Origin of the sequence: Metapseudomonas boanensis, assembly GCF_042232855.1 — a bacterium.
Taxonomy (GTDB): Bacteria; Pseudomonadota; Gammaproteobacteria; order Pseudomonadales; family Pseudomonadaceae; genus Metapseudomonas; species Metapseudomonas boanensis.
Genome location: NZ_CP113889.1, coordinates 2468446 through 2480745, shown reverse-complemented (window position 1 = coordinate 2480745; position 12300 = coordinate 2468446). Strand labels below are relative to the sequence as shown.

16 protein-coding genes are annotated in these 12300 nt (G+C 65.0%); 3 read left to right on the top strand and 13 right to left on the bottom strand.

Going from position 1 to position 12300, the window contains the following annotated elements; all coding sequences use genetic code 11:
• Positions 1 to 21 precede the first annotated feature (21 nt).
• The 13 genes from OXH74_RS11455 to nrdR all read right to left on the bottom strand — a co-directional run bounded on the left by OXH74_RS11455 (position 22) and on the right by nrdR (position 9903).
• A complete protein-coding gene (locus OXH74_RS11455; protein WP_375741278.1) occupies positions 22 to 819 on the bottom strand; it encodes a cobalamin-binding protein in 798 nt (265 codons plus the stop codon).
• A complete protein-coding gene (locus OXH74_RS11450; protein ID WP_375741277.1) occupies positions 819 to 1238 on the bottom strand; it encodes an MFS transporter in 420 nt (139 codons plus the stop codon). The genes OXH74_RS11455 and OXH74_RS11450 overlap by 1 nt, the downstream gene beginning before the upstream one ends.
• Positions 1235 to 1849 carry a GTP cyclohydrolase II gene (gene ribA, locus OXH74_RS11445; RefSeq protein WP_375741276.1) on the bottom strand — a complete coding sequence of 205 codons (615 nt, stop codon included), beginning with the start codon at positions 1847 to 1849 and terminating at the stop codon, positions 1235 to 1237. Before ribA ends, OXH74_RS11450 begins: the two co-directional genes overlap by 4 nt.
• Before the next feature lie 116 nt (positions 1850 to 1965).
• Positions 1966 to 2619, bottom strand: a complete 654-nt coding sequence (locus OXH74_RS11440; protein WP_375741275.1) for a TIGR02281 family clan AA aspartic protease — start codon at positions 2617 to 2619, stop codon at positions 1966 to 1968.
• Positions 2606 to 3361 carry a substrate-binding periplasmic protein gene (locus OXH74_RS11435; RefSeq protein WP_375741274.1) on the bottom strand — a complete coding sequence of 252 codons (756 nt, stop codon included), beginning with the start codon at positions 3359 to 3361 and terminating at the stop codon, positions 2606 to 2608. The genes OXH74_RS11440 and OXH74_RS11435 overlap by 14 nt, the downstream gene beginning before the upstream one ends.
• Positions 3362 to 3408: 47 nt before the next feature.
• Positions 3409 to 3909, bottom strand: coding sequence for a phosphatidylglycerophosphatase A (locus OXH74_RS11430; RefSeq protein WP_215377782.1), 501 nt, complete (start codon positions 3907 to 3909; stop codon positions 3409 to 3411).
• Complete coding sequence (thiL, locus tag OXH74_RS11425; RefSeq protein ID WP_375741273.1) at positions 3902 to 4870, bottom strand: thiamine-phosphate kinase; 969 nt, start codon at positions 4868 to 4870, stop codon at positions 3902 to 3904. Before thiL ends, OXH74_RS11430 begins: the two co-directional genes overlap by 8 nt.
• A 14-nt stretch (positions 4871 to 4884) precedes the next feature.
• Positions 4885 to 5358 carry a transcription antitermination factor NusB gene (gene nusB, locus OXH74_RS11420; protein ID WP_375741272.1) on the bottom strand — a complete coding sequence of 158 codons (474 nt, stop codon included), beginning with the start codon at positions 5356 to 5358 and terminating at the stop codon, positions 4885 to 4887.
• Positions 5355 to 5831, bottom strand: a complete 477-nt coding sequence (gene ribE / locus OXH74_RS11415) for a 6,7-dimethyl-8-ribityllumazine synthase (RefSeq protein WP_215377774.1) — start codon at positions 5829 to 5831, stop codon at positions 5355 to 5357. Before ribE ends, nusB begins: the two co-directional genes overlap by 4 nt.
• A 63-nt stretch (positions 5832 to 5894) precedes the next feature.
• Positions 5895 to 6989: a bifunctional 3,4-dihydroxy-2-butanone-4-phosphate synthase/GTP cyclohydrolase II gene (ribBA, locus tag OXH74_RS11410; RefSeq protein WP_215377772.1), complete on the bottom strand. Its 1095-nt coding sequence runs from the start codon at positions 6987 to 6989 to the stop codon at positions 5895 to 5897.
• Positions 6990 to 7006: 17 nt separating this feature from the next.
• A complete protein-coding gene (locus OXH74_RS11405; RefSeq protein ID WP_375741271.1) occupies positions 7007 to 7669 on the bottom strand; it encodes a riboflavin synthase in 663 nt (220 codons plus the stop codon).
• Positions 7670 to 8320: 651 nt separating this feature from the next.
• Complete coding sequence (gene ribD, locus OXH74_RS11400) at positions 8321 to 9439, bottom strand: bifunctional diaminohydroxyphosphoribosylaminopyrimidine deaminase/5-amino-6-(5-phosphoribosylamino)uracil reductase RibD (protein ID WP_375741270.1); 1119 nt, start codon at positions 9437 to 9439, stop codon at positions 8321 to 8323.
• Positions 9439 to 9903: a transcriptional regulator NrdR gene (gene nrdR / locus OXH74_RS11395; RefSeq protein WP_044872644.1), complete on the bottom strand. Its 465-nt coding sequence runs from the start codon at positions 9901 to 9903 to the stop codon at positions 9439 to 9441. The genes ribD and nrdR overlap by 1 nt, the downstream gene beginning before the upstream one ends.
• A 190-nt stretch (positions 9904 to 10093) precedes the next feature.
• Between nrdR and OXH74_RS11390 the strand changes: the two genes are divergently transcribed.
• From OXH74_RS11390 to trxA, 3 genes are all read left to right on the top strand, one after another.
• A complete protein-coding gene (locus OXH74_RS11390) occupies positions 10094 to 10519 on the top strand; it encodes a YbaY family lipoprotein (RefSeq protein WP_375741269.1) in 426 nt (141 codons plus the stop codon).
• Positions 10516 to 11169: a methyltransferase gene (locus OXH74_RS11385; protein ID WP_375741268.1), complete on the top strand. Its 654-nt coding sequence runs from the start codon at positions 10516 to 10518 to the stop codon at positions 11167 to 11169. Before OXH74_RS11390 ends, OXH74_RS11385 begins: the two co-directional genes overlap by 4 nt.
• Before the next feature lie 224 nt (positions 11170 to 11393).
• Positions 11394 to 12263: a thioredoxin gene (trxA, locus tag OXH74_RS11380; RefSeq protein ID WP_375741267.1), complete on the top strand. Its 870-nt coding sequence runs from the start codon at positions 11394 to 11396 to the stop codon at positions 12261 to 12263.
• The last annotated feature ends 37 nt before the right edge of the window (positions 12264 to 12300 follow it).

Genomic DNA, 12300 nt, shown 5'->3' with positions numbered 1-12300 from the left:
TAGGAGCGAGCCTGCTCGCTCCTACGGGGCGCGCGCCAGTAGCCGGCACAGCGCCTCCATCGCCCCCAGCATCTGGAAACTCGGCCGCTCCAGGCCGCGATCGGGCACGGCCCAGACTTGTTTGTTGCGCACCGCCGCCAACTGCGGCCAGGCCTCCCAGGCCTTGGCCTGGGCGGGCTCGCTGACCAGGATGACCTGAGGATTGCGCTGCAGCACGGCTTCGACACTGACCTGGGGTGCCGGCAGGACTAGCTCGGCAAAGACATTCTCGGCCCCGCAGACGCGCAACGCATCACTGATGATCTGCTGGCCGCCCAACGTATAGAGCGGCTGATCCCACACTTGATAGAAAACCGGAAGCGGCACCGCGCGGCGATAACGCTGGCGCAACTCAGCGAGCCCCGCTGCGAAACGCTCTGCCAACTGGCGCCCCTTTTCCGGCCGACCGATACGTGCGCCGATCTCGGCGAAGGCCCCGGCCAATTGCACGAGGTCGCGCGGAGCCACGACCAACTGCGGGACGTCGAGCTTGCGCAACTGCTCGCGGCCGGCGGCACCAACGCTATCGGGCCAGAGCAGCACCAGATCGGGCTTCAGGCTCAGCAGGCTTTCTGCCTGCAGCTGGCCATAGCGTCCAACCGAGGGCAGGCCAGCCAGGGCGGCCGGTCGTTCTCCGGCATCGAGCACGCCGACCAGCATGTCGCCCGCCTCGAGTTCGAGCATCACCTCGCTCAGCGACGGCGCCAGGCTCACCACCCGCAACTGGGCCGCAGCGGGCAACGCCAGGCAGAGCAGCAGGAGAGCGGTAAGCCGGCGCATCAGGCGAGTTGGCGGGGAATTCGATAGAGGTAGAGCAACACGACGCTGCTCAAGGCGAGGAGGAATAGGGCGACGCCATTGAGGCCGACGAATACGCCCAGGGCGGCGATCCAGGCCGGGAGACCCGCGGCCAGGAAAGCGCGGCGCCGGCTGTTGGCCAGGGCTTCCCAGGCTGCCGGTTCTTCAGGCCCGTCCAGTGCGGCCTCAGTCGCCACCAAGGCGCGCTTGTAGCCGCCGAACAACCGCAGACTGAGGAACATGGAGGCCAGCCCGGCTATGAACATCGGCATCTGCAGCACGGGCAGCAGAGGTTCGCGATCGCCGAACAACAGGTTGACCAGGAACAGCGGCGACAGGGTCAGGCCCAGCTGGCACCACCAGGCCACGGACAACCGGCGGCGAACCTCGGGCCGGCTCAAGACTCGGCTTCCGCCTGATGCATGTTGCCGAGCATGTGCCCAAGCTTGCCGGCCTTGGTGGCCAGGTACTTGCGATTATGCGGATTGAGGCCGGTCTGCAGCGGGACTCGCTCGGCCACATTGAGGCCGTAGCTTTCCAGCGCCTTGACCTTGCGCGGGTTGTTGGTCATCAGCTTCACGGCGGTAATGCCCAGGTGCTCGAGCATCGGCTGGCACATGGCGTAGTCACGTTGGTCAGCGCCGAACCCCAGGCGCTCGTTCGCTTCCACGGTATCCGCTCCACCATCCTGCAGCTCATAGGCGCGGATCTTGTTCAGCAGGCCGATACCGCGCCCTTCCTGGCGCAGGTAGAGGAGCACGCCACGGCCTTCATTGGCGATGGCACGCAGGGCTGCCTCCAGCTGGAACCCGCAATCACAGCGGAGGCTGAAGAGCGCATCGCCGGTCAGGCATTCGGAGTGCAGGCGGCCCAGCACGGGCGCACCGTCGGCCACCTCGCCAAGGGTCAGGGCAACGTGTTCCTTGCCATTGGCCTCATCGAGGAAGCCATGCATGGTGAACACGCCGAAAGGTGTGGGCAGCTGGGAGGCGGCGACAAAGACGACAGACACCGAGAAACTCCTGGAGATTCGCAAGGCCGGCATTGTAGCAGCAGCGCTATCCGGCGAGTCAGATTGAATGGTTGGGGATAAGTATCGAATTGGTCGATCACGGCCACGGCAGGCCCCTAGAATTTGGACTCCAGCATCAGCACACCTTGCTCTTCGCGCCAACGGACACGGTTGAGAAAGCTCATGCCCAGCAGCACGTCGACCGGGGCCCCGCCCTCGATGACTGCGCCTTCGACGCCAAGCACCTCGATGGCCCCGACCTTGACGCGGTCGAACTTCACGCGCCAGGCGTTGACGGGACCTGCAGCGGTACTGGCCTTCATCGGCAGCCCGGTCACCCGGTAATCGATGCCCAGGCGACGTGCCTGGTTCTCGTTCATCGCTACGCTGGTCGCGCCGGTATCGATCAGGAACTGCACCGGGTGACCATCGATCGAACCCGCCACCTGGAAGTGGCCGTCGTTACCACGAGCGACACTCAGCTGCGTCTTCTGCAGTGAGCCGGTGCTGCCCATCTCGTTGTATTCCCGGGACAGCCCGTAGGCGCGCTCGACACCGTCGATCCGCAGCACCGCGCCCTTGCTGTCGGCACTGATCACCTGAACGCCGCCCGGACCAGTCTGCCCGACCTTCACCAGCTTGCGCTGACCGTCGACGTTGATCACCGCGGCGCCGGGAAAAAGCCCGACGACCTGCACCTGGGCCGCTCCGGCGAAGTTCGCAACGGCCAGCAGGATGAGGGCTGCCAGGTATGACTCACTGCGCGGCATGGGGCGTCTCCAGGTCCTTGTCGAAGGGGTAAGGTTGCTTCCAGCGTTTGAACAGCGGACGCAACTCGCCACTGGCGACCAGTGCCGTCATCCGCCGGTCGAAGACCTCAGCCAGATGGCGCCCGCGCGGGGTATCGGCAAACCCGAGGTAAAGCGGCAGGCTCCTCAGGAGCGTCACCCGGTAGCGCTCGGGCTGCGGCGAATCCTTGAGCACGCCGTCGACTTCGGTGTGCGCATCGATGAAGAAATCCACATGTCCCTGGTCAAGCATCGACAGCACGCCGGCTCGACGCTGGATCTCCCCGAAGTGGCGCAGGTTGGGCAGGTAGTCCTGGTAATCGTAGCCACGCACCCAGACCAGTCGATACTGGCCGATGGTGGCCAGCGTCGGAGCCTGCGTTGAAGCAAGGGAGAGCGCGGAAACCTGATCGGCGTCATAGTGCCAACGTGGATAGACCACGCCCTTCACCTCATTGCGATAGGAGCCCAGCCAGGCGTCCGCATCCCCCCGCTGTACCAGCCCGATCGAACGCGTGTAGGGCACGGAACGGATCTTGATCAGGATGCCTTCGGGCTCGAACACCTTGCGCAGCACGTCCCAGCCCAGCCCCGTGCCGTCAGCCTCGGTATGTTGCGGCCAGACTTCACTGGCCAGGCGAATTTCAGTTGGCGGTAGGTCTTGTGCCCGCGCCACGGGCAGGACGAGGCAGGCGATCAGAACACCCAGTATCCAATGGCGCATCACCCGACCTCCCGCAGGCCCCCTCCCGACGAATGCTCCCTGGAGCCTTAGGCCAGGCCCCAGATAATCAACTGCATTGCCAACCAGGCGAACACGCCGGCCAGCACGTCATCGAGCATGATCCCCACGCCGCCATGGACGTGACGGTCGATCCAGTGGATCGGCCAGGGCTTGACGATATCCATCACCCGGAACACTACAAAGCCTAGCAGGAGCCAGTGCCAGCCTTCCGGCACCAACCAGAGGGTGATCCACATGCCGACCATCTCGTCCCAGACGATGCCTTCATGGTCATGCACGCGCAGGTCATCGGCCACCTTGCCGCAGAGCCAGAAGCCGAACAGCATGGTCACCCCGAGCATCAGCCAGTAGCCCCAGTCGGGCAGCATCTGCCACAACGGGATGAACGGCAGCGCCACCATCGAGCCCCAGGTGCCGGGCGCCTTGGGCAATGTGCCGGAACCGAAGCCGAAGGCGATGAAATGCCAGGGGTTGCTCCATACCGAATGGGGGATCGGCTGTGTAGAGGCCGATTCGCGATCAGTCACCTTGACTCCCGAAATGTTGATAACCCAGCGCTGGTGGCCGTGATTCGTTCCCGGCCGCGTCCAGCAGATGCACGCCCTGCCCGGCCTCGACCCGGCCAACCACGCGGACATCCGGCCAGGCGGCCTGTACGGCAGGCAGTTCGTTCGCGGGAAGGGTAAAGGCCAGGCGGTAATCATCACCGCCGGCCAACGCACAGTTGAGCGCGAAATCCCTTGGGAACAGTTGTTGAAGGGCTGGCGACAGGGGCAGGCGCGCGGCCTCTACCCACAGCGCCACAGAAGACGCCGCGGCGATATGGCCACAGTCAGCCAACAGGCCATCGGAGATATCCAGCGCGGCAGTCGCTCGCCCGCGCAAGGCCTGGCCCAGGGCCAGTTGGGGCTGCGGGGCCCAGTAGCGCTGCAGCAGGTAATGCGCCTCGGGGCTGCTGTCCTCCCGCTCCCCCAGCACCAGCGGCAAGGCGCCAGCACCATCACCCAGGCTGCCACCAACGCAAAGCAGGTCACCTGAGCGTGCCCCGGCGCGGGTCAGGGCGCGACCGGCCGGCACGCGGCCGAAGACGGTGAGGGTCAGGCTCAGCGGGCCACGGGTGGTGTCGCCGCCAACCAGGCCCAGGTGGCAGTCGCGGGCCATGCTGGACAAGCCGAGGGCAAATTCCTCGAGCCAGTCGGCCCGGGCATCGGGCAGGGTCAGCGCCAGGGTGAAGGCCAGGGGCGTGGCGCCCATCGCGGCCAGGTCACTGGCGGAAACTGCCAGCGCGCGCTGGCCGAGGCGATAGGGGTCGGCGTCCTGGGGGAAATGCACCCCGGACACCAGGGTGTCGGTCGACACTGCAAGCTGTTCGCCGGCCGGCAGGTGCAGCAAGGCACAATCATCGCCGATGCCCAGGGCAATGCCTTCGCCTCCGGCCGCACAGGCGGCAGAGGCGAAGAAGCGACGGATCAGCTCGAACTCACCCACAGGCCAGGCTGCGATCAGCGCTTGCCGCCGCGGACTTCCGCTGCACGAAGGCGCGGAGCCAGCTTGTCCAGCACGCCGTTGACGAACTTGTGCCCGTCGGTAGCGCCGAACACCTTGGCCAGTTCGATACCTTCGTTGATGACCACACGATAAGGCACATCGACGCGGTTCATCAGCTCGTAGGTGGATAGGCGCAGGATCGCCAGTTCGACCGGATCAACTTCCTCGATGGCGCGATCCAGGCAGGGCAGGAAGGCTGCGTCGATCTCAGTCTTCAGGCGGGGCACGCCGTGCAGGATCTCGTGGAAGTACGCGCCGTCGACCGTACTGAAATCGTTGTCGACGCGGAACTGCGCCTCGATCTCGTTGAGTGCCTGGCCGGCGATATGCCACGAGTACAGCGCTTGCATCGCCAGGCTGCGGGCCTGGCGACGGGCTGCGATCTTGCCTTTCGGTGCCTTGGGCGCCGAACCGTCTGCGTTGCTCACTTGGCCTCCAGGGCAGCCAGCAGGCTGACCATCTCCAGGGCGGACAGGGCAGCTTCAGCGCCCTTGTTGCCTGCTTTGGTGCCGGAACGCTCGATGGCCTGCTCGATGGAGTCGACGGTGAGGACGCCGAAGGCGACCGGAACGCCGAACTCCATGGAAACCTGGGCCAAGCCCTTGGTGCATTCACCGGCTACGTATTCGAAGTGCGGGGTGCCGCCACGAATGACCGCGCCGAGGGCGATGATGGCGGAGTACTCGCCTTGCTGGGCGACCTTCTGGGCTACCAGCGGGATTTCAAAGGCGCCTGGAGCGCGAATCAGGGTGATGTCGTCTTCACGAACACCGTGGCGAACCAGGGCGTCTACGGCGCCGCTCACCAGGCTTTCGACGACGAAGCTGTTGAAACGGCCGACCACCAGGGCATAGCGGCCTTTGGGGGCGATGAAGGTACCTTCGATGGTCTTCAGGGACATGGGCGAGTTCTCGTCAATTAAAGAGCGAGGGCCCCGACCATTCTTTGGCCGGGGCCCTGCGGGTCATTCAGCGGGCAAGTATTCTACAACTTCCAGGTCGAAACCGGATATCGCATTGAACTTCATCGGCGAACTCATCAGGCGCATCTTACGCACCCCGAGGTCACGCAGAATCTGCGAACCGGCACCCACGGTGCTGTAGGTCGTCGGGTTGGTGACCTTGGCATCCGCACCGAGCTGACGCTCCAGGTGGGCCAGCAGTTGCGGACCGGTCAGCGGATTGCCCAGCAACAGCACCACGCCGCTGCCGGCCTTGGCCACGGCGGACATGGCGGCCCTCAGGCTCCAGCGGCCAGCCTGGTTGACCATGAACAGGTCGCGCAGCGGGTCCATGTTGTGCACCCGCACCAGGGTCGGCTCGTCGGGGCTGATGGTACCCAGGGTCAGGGCCATGTGGATGTCGCCTTCGACGGAGTCGCGGTAGGTCACCAGGTTGAAGTGGCCCACCTCGCTGTCCAATGGTTGCTCGGCAATGCGCTCGATGGTGCGCTCATGGATCAGGCGGTAATGGATGAGGTCGGCGATCGTGCCGATCTTGATCCCGTGCTCGGCGGCGAAGGCCTCCAGCTCGGGGCGACGGGACATGGTGCCGTCGTCATTCATGATTTCGCAGATCACACCGCTGGGCTCGAAGCCCGCCATACGAGCCAGGTCGCAGGCCGCTTCGGTGTGGCCGGCACGGGCCAGCACGCCGCCCGGCTGGGCCATCAGCGGGAAGATGTGACCGGGGCTGACGATGTCCTCGGCCTTGGCGCTCTTGGCGGCGGCTACCTGCACGGTGCGGGCGCGGTCAGCGGCGGAAATGCCGGTAGTCACGCCCTCGGCCGCCTCGATGGAGACGGTGAACTTTGTGCCGAAGCCGGAACCGTTGCGCGGTGCCATCAGCGGCAGCTTGAGCAGCTCGCAGCGTTCGCGGGTCATCGGCATGCAGATCAGGCCGCGAGCGAACCTGGCCATGAAGTTGATGTGCTCGGCTTGCACGCACTCGGAGGCCATGATCAGGTCGCCTTCGTTCTCGCGATCCTCGTCATCCATGAGGATGACCATCTTGCCCTGGCGGATGTCTTCGATCAGTTCATCAATCGTGTTGAGAGCCATGGGCCCTCCTTATGAATTCAGTGTTTGAGGTAGCCGTGTTCGGCCAGGAAACTTTCAGTCAGGCCGGACGCCTGGGGCTCGGCTGCCTTGTCGCCCAGCAGCAGGCGTTCCAGGTAGCGGGCCAGCAAGTCCACCTCGAGGTTGACCCGGCGCCCTGGCCGGTAGTCGGCCATGATGGTCTCGCCCAGGGTGTGCGGAACGATGGTCAGCTCGAACTCGGCACCATTCACCGCGTTCACCGTCAGGCTCGTGCCGTCGACTGTGATCGACCCTTTCAGGGCAATGTATTTCGCCAGTTCACGCGGTGCGCGGATCCTGAATTGAACGGCACGGGCGTTGTCTTCCCGCGCCACGACTTCGCCGACGCCGTCGACATGGCCGCTGACCAGATGGCCGCCAAGGCGGCTCGAGGGAGTCAGGGCCTTTTCCAGGTTGACTCGGCTGCCTGGCTTGAGGTCGTCGAATGCCGAACGGGCCAGGGTCTCGCGACTGACATCGGCCCAGAAGCCGTTGCCCGGCAGCTCGACGGCGGTCAGGCAGATGCCATTGACCGCGATGCTGTCGCCCAGCTTGACGTCGCCCAGGTCCAGCTTGCCGGTTTCCACCAGGACGCGGACGTCACCGCCCTTCGGGGTCAGCGCGCGAATGGTGCCAATGGCTTCGATTATGCCAGTGAACATGGGGCCTCCAGAGCTAGAACCAGGCCGGCGCTGGCCGGCAGAAGACGCATTATAGGCGCCCGCCCCTCGCCCGCGCGCAGGCAGGCCGCCGGCGTCGGTAGGGATTGGACTGTTGCTTGTGACATCGATGGAACTCCTGTTTCGTAAAAAACAGGGCTTTCGGATCGAATGGGATATACGCAGGCACGAAGGTACCTGAGCCTATGCAGGCAATCCCGTTCTCTCTTCATCCGGACTGTTACCGTCGGCCCCGGGATCTCACCGGGTCTGCTGACCCTGCCAGGGAGCCAGCCCACGATTTGCTGCGCATCGGCGATACGGCGTTGAAAACAGCCTCGGAATGCTCATTTACACTCGTAAACTTCGCTTCCTCGGTTGTTTGATTCGCTGGCGCTCCCCCTTCGGGCCAGCCTATGGCTGTTACTCCCGTTGGTCGTTGCACCTTGTCTCGCTCTAGCTCGCCTAATCGTGAGAAGGCTCCTGCAAGCAGGCGCTCGCGGGCTCTGCGCCTTGCGCGCAATTACCGCCGGTGGGGACTTGCACCCCGCCCTGAGAACGTTTCAGCCATGCATTGAACATGACTGGCAGGCGTTTTATCACAGTCACGGGGAAGTTGCATCGCCCCATCGCGCGATGCGCCCAGGCCAGTGTTCAGCTGTCGCGGCGAGGCACGGCGATGACGCGCCAGTCGTCGCCGACCGCACGCATCTCGATGATCTTCAGTTCCGGGGCCTCGGCCATTCGCGCCAGCGGCCAGTCCAGCAACGGGCGCGCGCTGGAACCGAGGAACTTGGCGGCGACGAACAGCTGGTACTCATCCACCAGCCCGGCACTGGCGAACGCCCCTGCCAGGCGCGGTCCGGCTTCGACCAATACCTCGCTGGCTCCACGCGCGGCCAGCTCCCTCAACAGTTGGCGCAGATCGACCTGGCCATCCATACCCGGGACGCACAACAGCTCATGACCCGCCGCCTTGAATGGCTCACCTGACTCGACTGCGGCACAGGTGGCCACCAACGCAGGACCTGCCTGAAAGAACGGAGCATCGAGTGGCACCCGCAGGCGGCCATCGACCAGCACCCGCAGTGGCGGACGACTGAGCGCCAGGGCAGTGAGCTCGGCATTCAGCCCCAGCTCGTCCGGACGCACGGTAAGGCGCGCGCCATCGGCCAGAACCGTATCGGCACCCGTCAGCACCACACTGGAGCGAGCCCGCAGGCGCTGTACCGCAGCGCGTGCTTCGGGGCCGGTGATCCACTGGCTCTCGCCGCTGGCCATGGCCGTACGACCGTCCAGGCTCATCGCCAGCTTGACCCGCACAAAGGGCAGGCCCTGCTCCATACGCTTGATGAAGCCAACGTTGAGCGCCCGCGCATCGGCCTCGAGCACGCCGCTCTGCACATCGATGCCCGCATCCGCCAGGCGTTTGAGGCCACGGCCAGCCACCTGCGGGTTGGGGTCCTGCATGGCAGCCACCACCCGGGCGACGCCAGCACTCACCAGCGCATCGGCGCAGGGTGGCGTGCGGCCGTGGTGACTGCAAGGCTCCAAGGTGACGTAGGCGGTGGCACTGCGAGCGAGGTCGCCGGCCTGGCGCAGGGCATGCACTTCGGCATGGGGTTCCCCGGCACGGACATGCCAGCCTTCGCCCACGATCTGCCCGCCGCGCACGATGACGCAACCTACGCGGGGGTTGGGATGGGTGGAATAGATGCCTTTGCGCGCCAACTCAAGGGCGCGGGCCATGTAGGCCTGGTCGTTGCTGTCCATTAGTCTTTCGATGGCTCGCGGGCCAGGCGTTCGATTTCCTCGCGGAATTCGTTGAGGTCCTGGAAGCGGCGGTAGACCGAGGCGAAGCGAATGTAGGCGACCTCGTCGAGCTTCTGCAGCTCGGCCATCACCAGTTCGCCCAGGACCCTCGACTTCACCTCACGCTCGCCGGTGGCGCGCAGCTTGTGCTTGATATGGGCAATGGCGGCTTCGAGGCGCTCGACGCTGACCGGCCGTTTTTCCAGCGCTCGCTGCATGCCGGCACGCAGCTTGTCCTCGTCGAAAGGCTGGCGGCTGCCGTCCTGCTTGATCAGCCTGGGCATGACCAGTTCGGCAGTCTCGAAGGTGGTAAAACGCTCCTCGCAGGCCAGGCACTCGCGCCGACGGCGCACCTGGTCGCCCTCGGCAACCAGCCGTGAATCGATGACCTTGGTGTCGTGGGCGCCGCAGAAGGGACAGTGCATGGCGTGGCAGCAGGCATTGGCAAAAGGTGGACCATGGTAGCGCATCCCGAGGGCAAGACAAGCCGCTGGCTTTGCGCTATAAGGCCCGCGCACAGAGTCTGTTCAGGTTCTTGCGCATGCGCGCAGGATGCAGCGGATGCCAACGCTGGACGTTGCCCATGGGCGGACTCGCAAAGCTCAGGAACCCAGCATGCGCCCCTACATTCCCTTGTTCCTCGCCGGCCTGTTGGCCGCCTGTTCCAGCGAGCCGCCGGCACCAGCCAAGCCTGTGGCCCCATCCCCCAAGGTCGAGGCCGCGACACCCGCCCACTTGCGCGAGCTCAGCGGAGTCCTGCAACAGCCGCCAGCCGGCAGCGAAGTGGAGCTCGCGCTGTTGCAAGTCGATGGCCGTGACCGCCCGCTACGCCTGCTCGGCAGCCAACTACTGAATGGCAACGGCGGTCCCCTGCCCTTTCGCCTGCTGTTCAACCCCGAGACCTTCCCAAGGGGCGAGCGGGTAGAGTTACGCGCCCGTGTCAGCCAGTCCGGCCGCCTGATCCAGAGGCTCAACCCGTTGCTCATCACCCAGCCCGAAAGCCGCGCCCTCGGCACACTGCAACTGGTACCGGCCCCATGATTGCCCCGCAACACTTGCAGCAGGCGCTCAGTCAGTTGCTCGGCGACGCCCGCCTCAGTGCGGAAACCCTGCCAGGCACCGACCTCAAACTCTGGCTGATCGACGCTGAGAACATGGATCGCGCCTTCAGCCCCGAGGAAACCCGCCGCATCCTAGAGGAACCGCCCTACTGGTGCTTCTGCTGGGCCAGCGGCCTGGCCCTGGCACGCTGGCTGGCGGAAAAGCCCGACTGGGTCGCCGGCAAGCGCGTACTCGACTTTGGTACCGGCTCGGGGGTTGCCGCCATCGCCGCCGCCAAGGCCGGCGCCGCTGAAGCCGTAGCCTGCGACCTGGACCCGCTGGCCCTGGAGGCCTGCCGTGCCAATGCCGAGCTGAACGGCGTGACGCTCAGCTACTCGACGGACTTCTTCCGGGAGCAGGATCGCTTCGACCTGATCATCGTCGCCGATGTGCTCTACGACCGCGCCAACCTGCCACTGCTCGATCACTTCCTCACTCGCGGCCGCCAAGCTCTGGTGGCCGACTCGCGCGTGCGCGACTTCCAGCACCCGCTTTACACCCGCCTGGCGGTGCTGGACGCCTGCACCTGGCCGGACCTGGCCGAGCCCGCGGAATTTCGCAACGTGAGCCTGTATCACGCCATTCGCTGACTGTTCAGTGGCGAGCTGCAGACACCTTTGGGTGCGAACTCCTTCGCAATGGGTCGCGCAGCGGCCCTCTCTGGACGTCCATGGCCGGGTCTTCGACCCGGTTCGCGAATGAATTCGCCCCCACAGGAAACCGCTCCGGGCATGGTAGATAGCCATTCCGCTGTATCCGTCCAGCCGCTGGCACCTTTATAGTTCGCACATCTCTTGCGCTTTCGAGACTTCAGATGAGCGACAGCCCTTATATCTTCGATACCACCGGCGCCGACTTCGACCAGGCGGTGATCCAGAGCTCCTTCCAGAAACCCGTACTGGTGGATTTCTGGGCTGACTGGTGCGCCCCCTGCAAAGCCCTGATGCCGCTGCTGGCACAAATCACCGAGTCCTATCAAGGCGAGCTGTTGCTGGCCAAGGTCAACTGCGATATCGAGCAGGACATCGTGATGCGCTTCGGGATCCGTAGCTTGCCCACCGTGGTGCTGTTCAAGGACGGTCAGCCGGTCGACGGTTTCGCTGGTGCGCAGCCCGAATCGGCCATCCGCACGATGCTTGAACCCCACGTGCAGCAGCCGGCCGCGCCCGAATGCAACCTGCTGGACAGCGCCCAGGCTCTGTTTGCCGAGGGTCGCATCGGCGAAGCCGAAAACCTGCTCAAGCAACTGCTGACCGAAGACAACACCAACGCTGCTGCGCTGATCCTTTATGGACGCTGCCTCGCCGAGCGTGGCGAACTGGGTGAAGCGGAAGCCGTGCTGAATGCAGTGAAGAGCGACGAACATAAACAGGCCCTGGCCGGTGCCCGCGCCCAACTGACCTTCCTGCGCCAGGCGGCCGATCTGCCGGAAGTGGCCAGCCTGAAGTCCCGCCTGGCCCAGGACGCGGGTGACGACGAGGCGCTTTATCAATTGTCGATCCAGCAGCTCTCCCGCCAGCAATACGAGCCGGCGCTGGATGGTCTGCTCAAGCTATTCGTCCGCAACCGCAGCCATGCCGACGGCCTGCCGCACAAGACCCTGCTTCAGGTATTCGACCTGCTGGGCAATGACCACCCACTCGTTACCACTTACCGCCGCAAGCTGTATCAGGCGATCTATTGAGCAACTGTTCCGCTCTCCCTCGTAGCCCGGACTGAAG